General features: G+C 70.7%; 16 protein-coding genes and 1 pseudogene. 1 reads left to right on the top strand and 16 read right to left on the bottom strand.

The features are described from left to right. Positions 1-225: 225 nt before the first annotated feature. The 16 genes from dprA to ftsY form a co-directional block, all read right to left on the bottom strand. Positions 226-1425, bottom strand: a complete 1200-nt coding sequence (gene dprA / locus G6031_RS07740; RefSeq protein WP_182652925.1) for a DNA-processing protein DprA — start codon at positions 1423-1425, stop codon at positions 226-228. Beyond that, on the bottom strand, positions 1425-2942 hold the full coding sequence (locus G6031_RS07735; RefSeq protein WP_182652924.1) for a YifB family Mg chelatase-like AAA ATPase: 1518 nt from the start codon (positions 2940-2942) through the stop codon (positions 1425-1427). The genes dprA and G6031_RS07735 overlap by 1 nt, the downstream gene beginning before the upstream one ends. Before the next feature lies 1 nt (position 2943). Further along, complete coding sequence (locus tag G6031_RS07730) at positions 2944-3345, bottom strand: YraN family protein (RefSeq protein ID WP_182652926.1); 402 nt, start codon at positions 3343-3345, stop codon at positions 2944-2946. A 145-nt stretch (positions 3346-3490) separates the two neighbouring features. Beyond that, positions 3491-3796 carry a DUF2469 domain-containing protein gene (locus G6031_RS07725; RefSeq protein WP_007632861.1) on the bottom strand — a complete coding sequence of 102 codons (306 nt, stop codon included), beginning with the start codon at positions 3794-3796 and terminating at the stop codon, positions 3491-3493. Beyond that, positions 3793-4470 (bottom strand): ribonuclease HII, encoded by a 678-nt coding sequence (locus G6031_RS07720; protein ID WP_179525467.1) that lies wholly within the window; start codon positions 4468-4470, stop codon positions 3793-3795. Before G6031_RS07720 ends, G6031_RS07725 begins: the two co-directional genes overlap by 4 nt. Then, on the bottom strand, positions 4467-5186 hold the full coding sequence (lepB, locus tag G6031_RS07715; RefSeq protein WP_347237811.1) for a signal peptidase I: 720 nt from the start codon (positions 5184-5186) through the stop codon (positions 4467-4469). The genes G6031_RS07720 and lepB overlap by 4 nt, the downstream gene beginning before the upstream one ends. Before the next feature lie 137 nt (positions 5187-5323). Then, positions 5324-5665, bottom strand: coding sequence for a 50S ribosomal protein L19 (gene rplS / locus G6031_RS07710; protein WP_017836979.1), 342 nt, complete (start codon positions 5663-5665; stop codon positions 5324-5326). Between the two features lie 163 nt (positions 5666-5828). Then, a complete protein-coding gene (gene trmD, locus G6031_RS07705) occupies positions 5829-6629 on the bottom strand; it encodes a tRNA (guanosine(37)-N1)-methyltransferase TrmD (protein WP_182652922.1) in 801 nt (266 codons plus the stop codon). Further along, positions 6626-7159: a ribosome maturation factor RimM gene (rimM, locus tag G6031_RS07700; protein WP_182652921.1), complete on the bottom strand. Its 534-nt coding sequence runs from the start codon at positions 7157-7159 to the stop codon at positions 6626-6628. Before rimM ends, trmD begins: the two co-directional genes overlap by 4 nt. 35 nt (positions 7160-7194) lie before the next feature. Continuing rightward, on the bottom strand, positions 7195-7437 hold the full coding sequence (locus G6031_RS07695) for an RNA-binding protein (RefSeq protein WP_179525471.1): 243 nt from the start codon (positions 7435-7437) through the stop codon (positions 7195-7197). Between the two features lie 5 nt (positions 7438-7442). After that, the gene (gene rpsP / locus G6031_RS07690; RefSeq protein ID WP_182652920.1) at positions 7443-7928 is read right to left on the bottom strand and encodes a 30S ribosomal protein S16; all 486 of its coding nucleotides are present in this window, start codon (positions 7926-7928) and stop codon (positions 7443-7445) included. A gap of 212 nt (positions 7929-8140) precedes the next feature. Beyond that, complete coding sequence (gene ffh / locus G6031_RS07685; RefSeq protein WP_179525473.1) at positions 8141-9715, bottom strand: signal recognition particle protein; 1575 nt, start codon at positions 9713-9715, stop codon at positions 8141-8143. A 64-nt stretch (positions 9716-9779) separates the two neighbouring features. Further along, positions 9780-12155, bottom strand: coding sequence for a [protein-PII] uridylyltransferase (locus G6031_RS07680; RefSeq protein WP_182639171.1), 2376 nt, complete (start codon positions 12153-12155; stop codon positions 9780-9782). Positions 12156-12344: 189 nt separating this feature from the next. Beyond that, positions 12345-12683 (bottom strand): P-II family nitrogen regulator, encoded by a 339-nt coding sequence (locus G6031_RS07675; protein WP_095716792.1) that lies wholly within the window; start codon positions 12681-12683, stop codon positions 12345-12347. 28 nt (positions 12684-12711) lie between these two features. After that, the gene (locus tag G6031_RS07670) at positions 12712-14079 is read right to left on the bottom strand and encodes an ammonium transporter (RefSeq protein WP_346034510.1); all 1368 of its coding nucleotides are present in this window, start codon (positions 14077-14079) and stop codon (positions 12712-12714) included. A gap of 157 nt (positions 14080-14236) precedes the next feature. Next, entirely contained in the window at positions 14237-15715 is a 1479-nt protein-coding gene (gene ftsY / locus G6031_RS07665) for a signal recognition particle-docking protein FtsY (RefSeq protein ID WP_182652919.1), read from the bottom strand. A 98-nt stretch (positions 15716-15813) separates the two neighbouring features. Here ftsY and G6031_RS18860 point away from each other — a divergent pair. Further along, positions 15814-16032 (top strand): annotated as a pseudogene (locus G6031_RS18860) (succinate dehydrogenase); the annotation flags it as partial.

The raw sequence follows: 16032 nt of genomic DNA, 5'->3' as shown, positions 1-16032 counted from the left end.
GGCCACCCATTGAATATGAGGAGATGTACCGTTCCAACCAGGCGACCGAATCTCAAGCCGCCTGATTCAGCAAAACCCTCCGACGGAGCCAGGGCGACTCAATCCTCGGGTGGGCCCAGCGTAGACCGGCCCAGCACGCCATCGTCACCATTGCACAGCATGAGCACCAAGTGCTAGGTGGGCAAGCCGGCGCCGAAAGGAGGTGCAACTACCGCACGTACCAGCTCATGCCACAGGGAAGGCCAGCTGGACGCCTCCGTCCCCGGATCTGCGCCACCCTTCGGGCCCACGGACCGCCGCGCCCGCGGACAGCAGCCGGCCCAGGACCGCGCGAGTGACGGTCGGCGCCGTCCCCGCGGACGCCGCGATCTCTGCCGGCGCGGTTCCGCCGGTGACGGGCAGCGCCTCCAGGACCCGACGGGTCACGTCGTCCAGCCCGTCCCAGGAACTCGAGTGCCCGGTGGGCGGCGCGGCCGTCTCCCCCATGTCGCCGGCCAGCTCGATCACGTCGGCGGTCCTGCCGACCAGCACCGCTCCCCTGTCCCTCACGAGCAGGTGGCACCCCACCGATGCGACCGACGTGACCGGTCCGGGGACGGCACCCACCGGCCGGTCCAGCGCCGAGGCCCACGCCGCGGTACTCAGCGCACCGCTACGGGCGGCCGCCTCGACCACCACCGTGGCGCGGGACAGGGCCGCGATGAGGCGGTTCCGGTCGAGGAAGCGGTACCGGGTCACCCCGGTACCCGGAGCCTGCGCCGAGACCACCGCCCCCGATTCCGCGACCGCTCTCAGCATCCCGTCGTTGCCGCGCGGATAGAGCCGGTCGACGCCCCCGGCGAGCACGGCGATCGTGCACCCACCCGCGCCGAGGACCGCCCTGTGAGCGGCCGCATCGATGCCGAACGCGCCTCCCGAGACCACCGTGAACCCCTCGGCACAGACGCCCGAGGCCAGATCCGCGGTCACGGCGCGACCGTACGGCGTGGGCGCCCGGGTGCCCACCACCGCGACCGATCTCCCGAGCGACAAGGCGGGATCGGCGGTCCCCCGCCACCACAGGCCCAGCGGGCGCAGCGCGGTGGCGACCCCTCCCCGTCCACCCCGGCGCCGCCCCCTCGGACGGTCCAGCGGTGCGAGGGCGTGTGCCGGCCAGCCCGGGTCCCCGGGGACCACCAGATGGGCGCCGACCTCTCCGGCGGCATCCATGAGTGCCGCGCCGTCCACGCGGTCCCGGCGGGACGCCGACTGCTCCGCGAGCGCGTCCGGCACGCGCGCCAGCCTGATGCGGTCGCAGGCCTCGATCGGTCCGACCTCGTCCACCAGATCCCACAGTTCCGCCGTGGGCCGTTCCGTCACCGCCCCCAGGTACGCGTAGGCCCGGCGGGCCTCCGCCGTCACCACCGGGTCGTCGCCGTCGTCCATCACTCCTCCCCTCTCAACACGAGTGCCTCGGACACGTGTGCCTCCCCGGGGGCACCGGCGCCGTCGAGATCGGCGATCGTCCACGCCAGGCGTAGGCACCGGTCCACCCCCCGGGGCGACAGCACCCCGAGCGCCAGGGACCGGTTGACCGGTCGCAGCGCGCGCGGGTCCAGTCCGCGCACTGTGCGCAGCACTCTCCCGGGAACGTCGGCGTTGGTGCGGGCGCCCGCGGTGCCGGGGCACGCCGCCCACCTCTCGGCGGCCGCCGCCCTGGCGGTTGCCACTCTGGCGCGGACCACGGCGGTGTCCTCCTCCTGGCCGACCGCGAACAGCCCCGACCCCAACGGCAGGGTCCGGGACAGGATGTCCAGCCGGTCGCGCAGTGGGCCGGTCAACGACCTCCCGTATCGGCGTCGCGCGTCGGGGGTGCAGGAGCACTCGGAGGGCCGCGGCGACCCACACGGGCAGTCGTTCGCCGCCATCACCAGCTGGAATCGGGCGGGGAACACCGAGACGCCGTCCCGGCGTGCGATCCGGACCTCCCCGTCCTCGAGCGGTGTCCGCAGGCTGTCCAGGACCCTCCCCGAGAACTCCGCGCACTCGTCCAGGAAGAGAACACCCCGATGCGCGAGGGTCGCGGCACCTGGCTTGGCGGTGTTGTTCCCACCGCCGACGAGCGCCGCCGCTGACGCGGTGTGATGCGGGGCGACGAACGGCGGGCGCCGGAGCAGCGGGTCGTGGTCCGACAGTCGGCCCATGACCGAGTGGATCGCTGTGGCCTCGAGCGCCTCCCGCTCCCCCAGATCCGGCAGCAGACCGGGCAGGCGCCGGGCCAGCATCGTCTTGCCCGTCCCGGGCGCACCCTGGAGGAGCAGCGCGTGCCCCCCGGCCGCCGCGACCTCGACCGCGCGGCGGCAGTCGTCCTGACCGTGGACCTCCGCCAGATCCATGCCGTCGTCCGTACAGGCAGCCACCGGGTCCGGGGCCTCGGTGATGAGGTCACCGCTGCCTCGGCTCCATGCCGCCAGCATCGCCAGGGACTCCACTCCCGCGGTGTCGATGCCCCCCACCAGCCTGGCCTCGGCCAGGTTCTCGGCCGGGACGATCGCACGCCGGAGGCCCGCGTCTCGCGCCGCGAGCACCGCCGGTAGCACCCCACGCACCGGACGGACGCGGCCGTCGAGCGCCAACTCGCCGATCAGGAGTGTGCCCTCGAACCCCTCGGCCGGTAGCTCGTCCGACGCGGTGAGCGCCCCGATCGCGAGCGCCAGGTCGAATCCCGATCCACGCTTGGGCAGCGCCGCCGGGGACAGCGAGAGCACCACCTTCCCCCTCGGCCAGGACAGGCCCGAATTGACCACCGCCGCCCGCATCCGTTCCCTGGACTGCATGACCGCGCCGTCACCCATCCCCACGATGCTCACCCCGGGGAGTCCGCGCCCGACATCGGCCTCGACCTCGACGAGCTGGCCCCCGATCCCCGAGAGAGTCACCGCCCACGTCCGCCCGAGCGCCATCTCAGAACACGTCCTCGAAGAGTTCCAGTCTCGGCCGGGAGGGGTCCGCGAGGTCCACTCCGATCACGTCGAAGCAGACCTGTCGCCAGGGACCCGGGTTCGCCGCCAGCCACTCCCGTGCCAGCGTGCGCAGACGGCGCTGCTTGACCGCGATCACCGATTCGGCCGGTGTTCCGAACCCGGTGCCGGTCCGCGTGCGGACCTCGACGAACCGCAGCCGTCCCTCTGCGTCCAGGGCGACCAGGTCGAGTTCCCCCGTCCGACTCCGCCAGTTGCGGCTGATCACCGCGCCCCCACGCGCCTCGATCAGCCCCGCAGCATGCGCCTCCCCGATCGCCCCGGTCCGTCGGCGACCGTCACCCCCGTGCGTGCCGGCGACCGATCCCGCCCTGTCCCCCGCCATCCCGAGCCCCTCCCGGGCGGCCCGGTCCGTCCGGGCCACCGCGGCTCACAATGCCGGACGACAACGGCCCGACCCGCTGGACGCGGATCGGGCCGGGAGCACCCTGTGGAGGCGCGGGAGGCTGTGGGGGACCAGCCGCCGGGTTCTACTCAGGGAGGCGGAGTTCGGGCTTGTCGAGCTCCTCGATGTTGACGTCCTTGAAAGTCAGGACCCGCACGTACTTCACGAAACGCGCAGGTCGGTACATGTCCCACACCCAGGCGTCGGACATCCGGACGTCGAAGTAGACCTCACCGTCCGCGGACCGCGGGATCAGTTCGACCGCGTTCGCGAGATAGAAGCGCCGCTCCGTCTCGACGACGTAGGTGAACTGACCGACGATGTCGCGGTACTCGCGGTACAGCGAGAGCTCCATCTCGGTCTCGTAGTTCTCCAGATCCTCGGCGCTCATCTAGTGCTGCTCCTCGAATGCGCCTGGGCGGCGCGACGGACGTTGGCGTACGACATCCGGTGGATGTCGCTGGGACCGAGCTGCTCGATCGCCCTGGCGTGACCCGGGGTGCTGTACCCCTTGTGGGCGGCGAACCCGTAGCCCGGGTACCTCGGGTCGAGGTCCACCATAATCCGATCGCGGGTGACCTTTGCGAGGACACTCGCGGCGGCGATGGATGCGACGACCGCGTCGCCCCCGATGACCGCCGTGGACTGGCATCCGAGCCCGTCCACGGCGAACCCGTCGGTGAGGACGAAGCCGGGTGCCGGGTCGAGAGCGGCCACCGCGCGACGCATCCCCTCGAGGTTGCACCGGTGGACGCCCCGCTCGTCGATGCGATCGGGCTCGATCACGACCACGGACACCGCGGCCGCCCTCCGCAGCACGGCGTCGTGGAGCCGTTCCCGGGTGGGCTGGGACAGCTTCTTGGAGTCGTCGAGGTCGGCGAGGTCGGGGGCGAGCCGGTCCCCCAGCACGCATGCCGCCACCACCAGCGGACCCGCGCACGATCCGCGCCCGGCTTCGTCGACCCCGGCGACCGGGCCGAGGCCGCGCCGTCCCAGTGCCGCCTCGAGTGCCAGCCGTCCGTCACGCCGGGTCACCCTGACCCGGCCCGGTCGGACCGGGCTCACCCCGCGTTGATGTCCGGCGAGGGGACGGACCCGATCCGGTTGAACGGGAGGATGATGGCCTGCACCTTGCCGATGATGTTCCCCCCGGGGACGGTGCCCTGGAACTCGTCGCCCATGTGGTAGCGGGAGTCGGCGGAATTGCCCCGGTTGTCACCCATCACCCAGTAGTTGCCCTCCGGAACGGTGACCGGGCCGAACGCGCAGTTGAGTGGGTTGCGTTCGAGTGCGGGCTCCGCGTTGAGGTACGGCTCGTCCAGGGGCTCCCCGTCCACGAGGAGGCCGCCGTCCGGAGAGCACCCGCCCACGGTCTGTCCGCCCACGGCGACCACGCGCTTGACCATGTCGTTCTGGTCGGGCGGGACGATGCCGATGACCCCTCCGATGTCCTGCAGGGTCCGTATCACCGGGTTGTCCGAACGGATGGACTGGTATCCCTGGTTCCAGGAATCCGGCCCCTCGAACACCACGACGTCCCCGGGCTGCGGATCGCCGAACCGGTACGAGATCTTGTCCACGAAGATCCGGTCACCCGTGCAACCGGCACACCCGTGCAGCGTGGGCTCCATCGACTCCGACGGGATCTGGTAGACCCGCCCGACGAAGGTCTGGAAGACGAACACCAGCACCAGGGCGATCACCACCAGCAAGGGGATCTCGATGTACCAGGGCTGGCCCTTCTTCTCGGTGGTCCGCGCGTCGCGTCGGCCTCCACCCACGCCGCGAGCCCGGTCCCCGTCTTCTCGGGGGCCCGGCTCGGAGGGGTTCTGTCCAGGTGATTCGGTGCTGCTCACCCGGACGAGCGTAGTCGATCGGCCACCGCACACGGCGGCCGAGTCCGACCCGCTCTACGCGCTCAGCGCTTCTCCTTGATCTTCGCGGCCTTGCCGCGGAGGTTGCGGAGGTAGTACAGCTTGGCGCGACGGACGTCTCCGCGGGTCAGGACGTCGATGTGGTCGATGGTGGGCGAGTGCACCGGGAAGGTGCGCTCGACGCCGACGCCGAAGGAGACCTTGCGGACGGTGAAGGTCTCCCGGACGCCACCGCCCTGGCGGCGGATCACGACACCCTTGAAGACCTGGACGCGCTCCTTGGAGCCCTCGATGACCTTGACGTGCACGTCGAGCGTGTCGCCGGGGCGGAACGCCGGAATGTCGTCGCGGAGTGACTTGTTGTCGATGAAGTCGAGAGTGTTCATTGTGTTCCTCGGATGTCAGGAATTGAGGACAGAGGACCCTGGCGCCCGCCTCCCGGCGGGACGACCGGTTCGTGCCCGGATCAGCGCGACCGTCCGCGGACGCACGGATGCGCCCGGATGATCAACCTCGCTAGTGTGCCATTGTCGGCCCGCCCGACCCAAATCAGCCCGCGCGGGGCGTCCAGCCGACGGAGGCGAGCGTCTCCAGGTCCGCCGGACGGAGATATGCGCCGTCGAGCAGCTCGGGTCGGCGCCGCGCGGTGCGTCGTAGTGACTCGTCTCGCCGCCACCGCGCGATCTTCGCGTGGTCGCCGCTCCTGAGCACCGCGGGAACCGGCCGTCCCCGCCACTCCTCGGGTCGGGTGTAGCTCGGCCCCTCGAGTAGCCCGTCGGAGAAGGAGTCCTCCTCATGGCTGCGCTGGTTGCCCAGGACTCCCGGCAGGAGCCTGACGACGGCCTCCGCCATCACCAGGACCGCCACCTCTCCCCCGATGAGCACGTAGTCGCCGATGCTCACCTCTTCCACGTCCATCCGTGTGGAGGCCTCGTCGATCACCCGCTGGTCGATCCCCTCGTATCTGCCGCATGCGAAGAGCAGGTGACCGCGACGGGCGTACCGGTGGGCGTCGTCCTGGGTGAAGGGCCGGCCGGCGGGAGTGGGCACGATGAGGAGAGACCGTTCTGCGGAGTCGTCCGCGGGCGGGGGTACCAGCTCGTCGAGAGCCTCACCCCAGACCGTCGGCCTCATGACCATGCCGGGGCCCCCACCGAACGGGGTGTCGTCGACGGACCGGTGCACGTCGTGGGCCCACGCACGGAGGTCGTGGACCTCGAGATCCAGGATTCCGCGATCGATGGCCCGCCCGGGCAGCGCCAGACGGAGCGGGGCGAGATAGTCCGGGAACGCGGTGACGACGTCGAGCCGGAGTCGCGGAGCGGGAACCGTGTCGTCGGTCCCCGTCACGAGGTCCCCAGATCGAGTAGTCCCTCCGGTGGGTCGATCACGCACGTACCGGAACCCAGGTCCACCTCGGGCACGATCCGGGTGACGAACGGCACGAGCGCGTCCGCACCGTTCGCGAGGCGCACCGCGAGCAGTTCCCCACCCGGCGTGTGGACGACCTCGGTGACCTCACCGAGTTCTGCCCCACCGGTGTCGAGGGCCCGCAGCCCCACCAGTTGGTGGTCATGGAACTCGTCCGGATCTCCGGTCTCCGGCAACGCCTCGGAGTCCACGAGCAGGAGCATCCCGCGCAACTCGTCGGCTGAGTCCCGGTCCGAGACGCCCTCCAGGCGCACGAGAAGCCGCCCGGAATGATCCCGGGCGGCTTCTACGGTGACCTCTCGGTCCGTGACGTTGTTCCCCTTGCCGGTGCGGCCCAGCAGGCGCTCGCCCACCGCGAAACGGTCACGGGGCGAGTCGGTCCGCACATCCACCACCAGCTCACCGCGGACCCCGTGGGATTTGACGACGCGGCCCACGACGAGTTCCATGATGTCCTTCCGGTGCGGGTGGGTTCCGAGTGGGACTAGCGGTCGGTGTCGACCACGTCGACCCGCACGTCCGGCCCGCCGACGGCGGACACGATCGTCCGGATCGCGGACGCGGTACGGCCGCCGCGGCCGATGACGCGTCCGAGGTCCTCGGGCGACACGGTCACGCGGATCACCGTGCCGCGCCGACCGCCACTCGACCTGACGGACACCGCGTCGGGATCCGACACGATGCCGCGGACGAGATGGTCGACGGCGTCGACGACCATGTCACTCATCGGACTCAGGCCTCGGCGTTCTCGGCGTCGGGCGACCCGGCCTCGGCGGACTCGGTCTCGGTCTCGGCGGCGGCCTTCTTCGCCTCTTCGGCCTTCTTGGCCTTCTCGGCCTTGTGCTTGGTGGTGATGGCCTCGGCGGACGGCTCGCCCTGGGCCTCCTCGAGCGCCTTGTTGAACAGCTCCAGCTTGCTGGGCTTGGGCTCGGCGACCCGGAGGGTGCCCTCGGTGCCCTCGAGGCCCTTGAACTTCTGCCAGTCGCCGGTGATCTTGAGGAGCGCCTCGACGGCCTCGGTGGGCAGGGCGCCCACGCCGAGCCAGTACTGCGCACGCTCGGAGTCGATCTGGATGAAGCTCGGCTCCTCCTTGGGGCGGTAGAGCCCGATCGTCTCGATGGCGCGTCCGTCGCGGCGGGTGCGGGCGTCGGCCACGACCACCCGGTACTGCGGGTTACGGATCTTGCCGAGGCGGGTGAGCTTGATCTTGACGGCCATGTGGCGTCTCGCTTTCTCTTGCGGGTCACGTGGCGATTCAGCGACTCCCGCACCTGTTGCGGGGCCCGGTTTCGCCTTCCGGGTGACCGCCGTTCGGCGCGGGCACCCGTTCGCGACCAGCACGACGGGACCCACCGGTGACGGCGTCCAGCGCACCAGTCTAAACGCCCCGCCACCGCTGGTACCAATCGGTGCCCGCGCGGCCGACCGGGTCAGCGCTTGGGGAACTTCAGGTCGTTCAGATCGATGCCCTCGAGTCCCGGGGGGAGCTTGTCGAGTCCGGGCGGCATCTGGGACAGATCCGGCATCCCCCCGGGGGGCATCCCCGGCATCCCCGGAGGCATCCCCGGCATCCCACCGGGCATCATTCCCCTGTTCTTGGGCTGGGTCGGCCCGCGGCCCTTGCCCTTGCCCTTCTTGCCCTTGCGCTGGTTCTTCCGGCCGGCTCCGGGCATGCCCATCTGACCCGCCATGCGGCTCATCATCTTGCGGGCCTCGAAGAACCGGTCCACCAGCTGGTTGACGTCGGTGACCGTGACACCGGAACCCTTGGCGATGCGCTGGCGGCGGGATCCGTTGATGATCTTCGGATCGGCACGCTCCTCCGGCGTCATCCCCCGGATGATCGCCTGGATACGGTCCAGGTACTTCTCGTCGATGTCGCCGACGGCCGCCTTCATCTCCTTGCCCCCGGGCAGCATTCCCAGCAGGTTTCCGATGGGGCCCATCTTGCGGATCATCAGCATCTGGTCGAGGAAGTCCTCGAGCGTGAGCTCCCCCGAGCCGATCTTGGCCGCGGTCTTCTCCGCGTCCTTGGCGTCGAAGACGGTCTCGGCCTGCTCGATGAGCGAGAGCACGTCGCCCATGCCGAGGATGCGGCTCGACATGCGGTCGGGGTGGAAGACGTCGAAGTCCTCGAGCTTCTCGCCGTCGGAGGCGAACATGATCGGGGTGCCGGTGAGCTCACGGACGCTCAGCGCGGCGCCGCCACGGGCGTCGCCGTCGAGCTTGGTCAGGACGACGCCGGTGAAACCGACCCCCTCGCGGAAGGCCTCCGCGGTCATCACGGCGTCCTGGCCGATCATCGCGTCGAGGACGAAGAAGGTCTCGTCCGGCTGGACCGCGTCACGGATGCCCCTGGCCTGGGCCATGAGCTCCTCGTCGATACCCAACCGGCCGGCGGTGTCGACGATCACGACGTCGTGCATCTTGGCACGGGCGTGCGCGAGGCCCCGCTGGGCCACGGACACCGGCTCCTGCACGCCGACGACCTCGCCGTCTCCCCCGACGGACGTGCCGGGATGGGGTGCGAAGACCTGCACGCCGGCGCGCTCGCCGACGATCCGGAGCTGGTCGACCGCACCCGGCCGCTGCAGGTCGCACGCGACGAGGAGCGGGGTGTGACCCTGGCCCTTGAGCCAGTACGCGAGCTTTCCCGCCAGAGTGGTCTTACCCGCACCCTGCAGACCGGCGAGCATGATCACCGTCGGGGGTTGCTTGGCGAACTCGATGCGCCGCGCCTGGCCACCCAGGATCGCGGTGAGTTCGGCGTCGACGATCTTGACGACCTGCTGCGCCGGGTTGAGTGCCTCGGACACCTCGGATCCCTTGGCCCGTTCCTTGACGCGCGAGATGAACGTGCGCACGACGGGAAGGGCGACGTCCGCCTCGAGCAGCGCCAGGCGGATCTCGCGCGCCGTCGCGTCGATGTCGGCGTCGCTGAGCCGCCCCTTCCCGCGCAGGTCCTTGAGCGCACCTGCCAGGCGATCGGACAAGGAATCGAACACGGCTACAGCTCCCTGGGTCGCGGGCCGGGGGCGTGGTGGCCCCGGCGTCGTCGACGACGACTGCTCACAGGGTATCGGCACGCCCGACGCCGGGCGTGGCGGGATCGCGCCGGGGAAGCAGCGACTCCACCTCCGTGGCCGTGCTGAGCACCGCTCCGGGGCCGGACAGGGCGAAGACGTCCTCGACCGCGGCGCCGCGGGTCCGCACCACGACCCAGTCGATCCTCGCCCCCTTGCCCAGGATCGACGCGATGACCTTGGCGAACAACCCCGGTCTGTCCTCGGCCCGCACCTCGAGCAGGATGCCGTCGGCATCCGTCCGTCGATTGACCAGGACCGAGGACCTGGCCTGGGGCGGTCCGATCAGGCGGGAGGCGTTGCGTGCGAGCGCGGCCCTCAGCGACGCCGACACCCCGGAGTCGACCGCCCGGCGCAGGTCCTGGCGGAGGACCTTCGGGTCGACGGGGTCGCCGAAACGGGTGGACACCGTCATCCTCGCGCGGACCCCACCGGGTGGGCGCAGGTCGATCTCCGCGTCGACGATCTCCAGCCGGTGCGCGGCGAGGACCTCGGCCGTCACCGCGAGGGACTTGCCCGAGCCCGGGACCACGAGGGTGATCTCGTGATTGGTCCCCGTCCCGGCGGGGCGCAGGTCCACCACGACGTCGGGGGGGCCGTGCGGCCGGGTGGCGTCGACGGTCGGCGCCTCCACCGCGCCGGGTTGCGACCCCATCCGGTCCCGGCACGCATCGACCAGCATCGCGTGCGCCCTGGCCCTGCCCGGGGTCCAGACCGTCGGCCCTGTGGCCAGCGAGTCGGCCTCGGTGAGCGTGGCGAGCACGTCGAAGGCGGTCGCGTCCCGGTCGAGCGTGGCCAGCACGGAGTCGGCCGTCGCCGGGTCCGAGGGGTCACGCCTGGTCGCGGTCACGGCCAGCAGCAGGTGGTGCCGGACGATCCGGACCAGGGTGTCGACGTCGTCGGGATCGAGCCCCATCCGTCGCACGATGGGGCCGACCATCTCGGCGCCCGTCTCGCTGTGGTCGCCCTCGCGACTCTTGCCGAGGTCGTGCAGCAGCGCAGACAGCAGGAGCAGATCTGCGCGCGCGACCGAGGTGGTCAGCCGGGAGGCCTCCACCGCGGTCTGGACCAGGTGACGATCGACGGTGTAGACGTGAGCCCGGTCCCTGGCGGGCAGATCCCTCACCTCCGACCACTCGGGGATCATCCGCTCCCACAGCCCGCTCCGATCCAACGCCTCGACGACCGGCACCTGGCCCTCTCCGGAGCCCAGCAGGACGAGGAGGTCGGAGAGCGCCTCGGCGGGCCACCGCCCCTCGGGGACCGGCGAACGCTCCACCAGTACCCCGAGCGTCGAACCGGCCACGGGGAGCCCGAACCGGGCCGCCGCCGCCGCCACCCGTAGTGGGAGCCACGGGTCCTCGGTGACACGGGCGTTCCTCGCGAGTGCCACCTCACCGGCGTGCTCCACCACGCCGTCGTCGAGTGGTCTGCGGACCGGCGATCTGCGCAGCAGCCCGGTCAGACCGCGGGAGGACAGCGACGCGCACGAGCCACGGATGGCCTGATCCGCGGTGAACGCGATGGTCCGGGAGGCGTCACTGAGCGCACGGGCGAGGTCGAAGCGATCGCCCAGCCCGAGCGCCAGCCCCACCTCGTCCCCGTACTCGGCGTGCAGTACCTCCCGGGGCCGCCCGCTCACCCGGTGGAGCTCCGTCCGCGCGTCGAGCACGAGCCGGTGCGCGGCCGTCAGCCCTCCGGGGACGACCGGGCGCCCGTCACTGAGGTGTGCGACCGCGAGCGCGGTGACCAACTGTGAATCCCGCAGGCCGCCCACGCCGTTCTTGAGATCGGGTTCACTCCGGTGCGCGATCACGCCGGACCGCTGACGCCGGGCCACGGCGGCGGCCACGAGATCGTCGAACCGGGAGGCGATCTGGTCACGCCACTGGCGCCGGGCGCCGTCGACCACGAGCGCGCCCAGGTCCGCGTCCCCGGCGATCACCCGGGCGTCCAGCAGACTCAATCCCACCGAGACGTCCGCAGCCGCCACCGCGAGACACTGGTCCACGGTCCGGACACTGTGATCCAGGCCCACGCCCGAGTCCCACAGGGGGTACCACATGGCGTCGGCGAGTTCACCGACGTCGCGGTCGGGTCGTCGCTCGTGCACCAGCACCAGGTCGAGGTCGGAGTACGGGAGCACCTCGCGCCGGCCGAGCCCGCCGAAGGCCACGAGGGCGAACCCGGACCCCGGTCCGATCCCGGCCTCCTCCGCGAGTCGTCCGAGTTCCATCTCGTACAACTCGCACAGTGCGTCCCGCAGGTGCGCCGCGGGGAGGTCGGCCGTCGCGGCCGAGAGGATCTGCTCGCGTCCGTCCCGCAGCGCCATGGCCCGCTCACCGTCCCCCGTCAGGCTCACGTCGTCCTTCTTTCCCTCATGAGTGTGTCTCCAGACTGTCGGCCCCGTGTCACCTCGTGGCGGCCACGGTGTTTCGCTTCTGTGAACGCCTGTGCACCCCCACCGAGATCGACGGTGAGGCAGGGGGAATGACTGAGAAACGCGGTCGACCCCGGGTCCGGGGTCGACCGCGCCTCGTGGTGTCGTCGATCAGATCGCGGCGTCGCCCGCCTCGCCCGTGCGGACCCGGACGATGCTCTCGACGTGGGTCACCCAGACCTTGCCGTCGCCGATCTTCCCGGTTCGCGCGGCATCCACGACCAGCTGGACGACCGTGTCGGCGGTCTCGTCGTCGACGACCACCTCGACCCTGATCTTGGGGACGAAGTCCACGGCGTACTCAGCACCGCGATAGACCTCGGTGTGACCCTTCTGGCGGCCGTAACCCTGGACCTCACTGATGGTGAGACCGTGGATTCCCGCCTGTTCGAGTGCTGCCTTGACGTCGTCGAGCGTGAACGGCTTGACGATCGCGGTGACGAGCTTCATGTCAGGGGTTCCTTTCGCAGATGTCGGCTCAACGGATGAGCGCGTTGGTGGAGGCCTCGTACGCGGACTCCGCGTGCTCGGCGCCGTCGATACCGGACTGCTCGTCCGTCTCGTTGATGCGCCATCCCAGCGGGCGGCAGATCACGTAGGCGATCGCGGTCATGATGGCGGTGAAGACGAGCGCCGCCACGGCGATCACGATCTGGACCACGAGCAGCTTCCACCCGTCCGCCGAGTAGAACACGCCGGCATCGGTGTCGAAGGTGCCGGTGGCCAGGAGGCCGATGGCGATGGTGCCCCAGAGCCCCGCCACGAGGTGGACGCCCACGACGTCGAGCGAGTCGTCGTAGCCGAAGCGGTGCTTGAGTCCCACGGCGAGGGCACACAGGGCGCCGGACACGGCACCGAGGGCGATCGCACCGAGGGGGTGGACCGACCCCGCGGCCGGGGTGATGGCGACCAGACCGGCGACGACGCCCGAGGCCGCACCGAGGCTGGTCGGATGACCGTCCCTGATCCGCTCGGTGAGGAGCCAGCCGAGCATCGCGGCGGCCGTGGCGACGGTGGTGTTGATCCAGGCCAGGCCGGCGGCACCGTTGGCGCCGAACGCCGAACCGGCGTTGAAGCCGAACCAGCCGAACCACAGCAGACCGGCGCCGAGCATGACGAGCGGGAGGCTGTGGGGCCGGAACGCGGTGCGGCCGAAGTCGTAACGCTTGCCGATCAGCAGGACGAGGACCAGCGCCGCCATACCGGCGTTGATGTGGACGACCGTGCCACCGGCGAAGTCGACCGGGGCCACTGCCGCGGTGAGACCGCCCTCACCGTCGTCGACGGTGCCGAAGATCATCGAGGCGAGGCTGTTCTCCGAATGCGAGAGGAGCCCGCCGCCCCAGACCATGTGGGCCATGGGGAAGTAGGCCAGCGTGACCCACACGGCGGCGAAGGTCAGCCAGGTACCGAACTTCACGCGCTCGGCGATGGCTCCCGAGATGAGGGCGACGGTGATGATCGCGAAGGTGACCTGGAAGCCCACGTCGACGACCTGCGGGTAGGCGCCCGATGCGGACGTCACCCAGTTGTCGGCGTCGCCGATCACCCCGGCGAGACCGAACATCTCGAAGGGGTTCGCGAACAGACCGAGCACGTCCTGCTCGCCGTAGGACATCGACCAGCCCCACAGCACGTAGACGATCCCGACGACCCCCATCGCGCTGAACGACATCATCATCATGTTGAGCACTGACTTCTGGCGGGACATCCCGCCGTAGAACATCGCCAGTGCGGGCGTCATGAGCAGGACCAGGGATGCCGCCATGAGCATCCAGGCCGTGTCTCCCGCATCGATCTCCGTCGTCGCCTCCTGGGCGAGCAACAAGACACTGTCACCTCTCACGGTGAGGTCCTCCTCGTCTCCATGGTGAGCGTTTGTCACTCACTCTCGGTTCAGAAGAATTCCTTTCCGCTGTTTCAGCCGATGCGCGGTCGTGTTTCCGGTCTGTAACGTGGCCGGCCCTGTGGTTCCGATCGTGTGTCCTGTGTACCCGCGCGTCCTAGGTTCCGAGCAGGGCGTCGACGAAGGCATCCGCCGTGAACGGCGCCAGATCGTCGGCTCCCTCGCCCAGTCCGACGAGCTTGACCGGCACCCCGAGTTCGTGTTGGACCTGGAAGACGATGCCGCCCTTGGCGGTGCCGTCGAGCTTGGTGAGCACCACGCCGGTGATGTCGACGACCTCCTTGAACACCCGCGCCTGCATGAGACCGTTCTGCCCCGTCGTCGCGTCGATGACCAGCAGCACCTCGTCGACCGGGGTCTTCTTCTCCACGACCCGCTTGACCTTTCCGAGCTCGTCCATGAGCCCGGTCTTGGTGTGGAGGCGGCCGGCGGTGTCCACCAGGACCGCGTCCACCCCGGTCTCGACACCCCGGGCGACCGCGTCGAACGCCACCGACGCGGGGTCTGCGCCCTCCTTGCCCCGCACGACCTCCGCTCCGACCCGTTCGGCCCAGGTCTGGAGCTGGTCGGCGGCCGCTGCGCGGAAGGTGTCGGCGGCACCGAGCAGGATGTGGCGTCCGTCCGCCACCAGGACGCGGGCGAGTTTGCCGGTGGTGGTGGTCTTGCCGGTGCCGTTGACCCCGACGACGAGGATCACGGCGGGGGTGCCGTTGTTCGGCAGCGCACGAAGCGAGCGGTCGTACTCGGGGTGGAGGTTGTCCACGAGGGCCTGCCGCAACAGGCTCCGGACCTCGGCCTCAGTGCGGATCTGCCTGGTCGCGATGTCCTCACGCAGGCGGTCGACGACGCGCTGGGTGACCGTGGTGCCCAGGTCCGCCATGATCAGCGTGTCCTCGATCTCCTCCCACGCGTCCTCGTCGAGATCACCTGCGCCCAGGAGCCCGAGCAGCCCCTGACCCACGGCGCCCTGGGAGCGCGCCAGCCGACCGCGGAGGCGGTCCAGGCGCCCCTCGGACGGGTCGATCCGCTCGACGGGGGCGACCGGGGAGGGGGCCCCGGTGATCAGCTCGGTCGTGGGGACCGGGACCTCCTCGTCCGGGACCTCCGGCGGTACCACCACCGGTTCGACGGGCGCGGGTTCCACGACGACCGTGTCGTCGCTCGGACCGGGTTCGGTGTCCGGCTCGGGCACGACCGGCGTCTCGACCGACCGGGGGGTCTCGACCGTGTCGGCCGGGCGGGGTGTGTCGACGGGGCGGGGTGTCTCGACGGGGCGGGGCGTGTCGACCTGCGGGGGTGTCTCGACGGGGCGGGGTGTCTCGACCGGCCGGGACGTCTCGCGCGGCAGGGGTTCCCTCGGGGGTGCCGCGGTGGCGGTCCCGCCCGCCTCGGTGAACGAGAAACCCGTCCCCGCCTGGTAGTTGCCGGAGCGCTCCTCACGGGTGAGTTCCCTGCGTTCCTCCGGCTTGCTCAGCGAGATCTGTCGCTTCCTGCGGAGCTGCAGACCCACGACCAGCGCGAGGACGGCGAGCAACAGGACGGAGACGACGGCGATGATGATCCAGGTGGTGTTCACGGTGCCCAGTATGGACGACGACCCCCGTCCTCATCCCGGCCCCGGGCGGCGTGGGCGGACCTAGACTGACGCGCGTTCCCGTAAGGAGGTGTCCGCGCGTGACCGAGGTCGCTGCCCCGCACGTCCCGGTCAGGGCCCGGAGGCCACACCTCCGGCGCGCCCCTGCGTTTCCCACCTGGGCCGCCAAGACGGTCATGGCCGTGACGGGCCTGGTCTTCACCTTTTTCGTCGTGGTGCACATGATCGGCAACCTCAAGGTGTTCGGCGGCGCGGCCGGTTTCGACGGTTACGCCGAGTGGCTGCGGACGCTGCTCCAC

It is taken from the genome of Dietzia sp. CQ4 (assembly GCF_014145125.1).
GTDB lineage: Bacteria > Actinomycetota > Actinomycetes > Mycobacteriales > Mycobacteriaceae > Dietzia > Dietzia natronolimnaea.
Note: the sequence above shows the minus strand (reverse complement) of the source record. Positions and strands in the feature narration are given on the sequence as shown.

Coding starts and splice junctions, on each gene's coding strand:
- dprA (WP_182652925.1), bottom strand. CDS start 1,425: ATGGACGACGGCGACGACCCGGTGGTGACGGCGGAGGCCCGCCGGGCC.
- G6031_RS07695 (WP_179525471.1), bottom strand. CDS start 7,437: ATGAGTGACATGGTCGTCGACGCCGTCGACCATCTCGTCCGCGGCATC.
- G6031_RS07730 (WP_182652926.1), bottom strand. CDS start 3,345: ATGGCGGGGGACAGGGCGGGATCGGTCGCCGGCACGCACGGGGGTGAC.
- G6031_RS07725 (WP_007632861.1), bottom strand. CDS start 3,796: ATGAGCGCCGAGGATCTGGAGAACTACGAGACCGAGATGGAGCTCTCG.
- rplS (WP_017836979.1), bottom strand. CDS start 5,665: ATGAACACTCTCGACTTCATCGACAACAAGTCACTCCGCGACGACATT.
- rpsP (WP_182652920.1), bottom strand. CDS start 7,928: ATGGCCGTCAAGATCAAGCTCACCCGCCTCGGCAAGATCCGTAACCCG.
- G6031_RS07735 (WP_182652924.1), bottom strand. CDS start 2,942: ATGGCGCTCGGGCGGACGTGGGCGGTGACTCTCTCGGGGATCGGGGGC.
- rimM (WP_182652921.1), bottom strand. CDS start 7,159: ATGGAACTCGTCGTGGGCCGCGTCGTCAAATCCCACGGGGTCCGCGGT.
- G6031_RS07675 (WP_095716792.1), bottom strand. CDS start 12,683: ATGAAGCTCGTCACCGCGATCGTCAAGCCGTTCACGCTCGACGACGTC.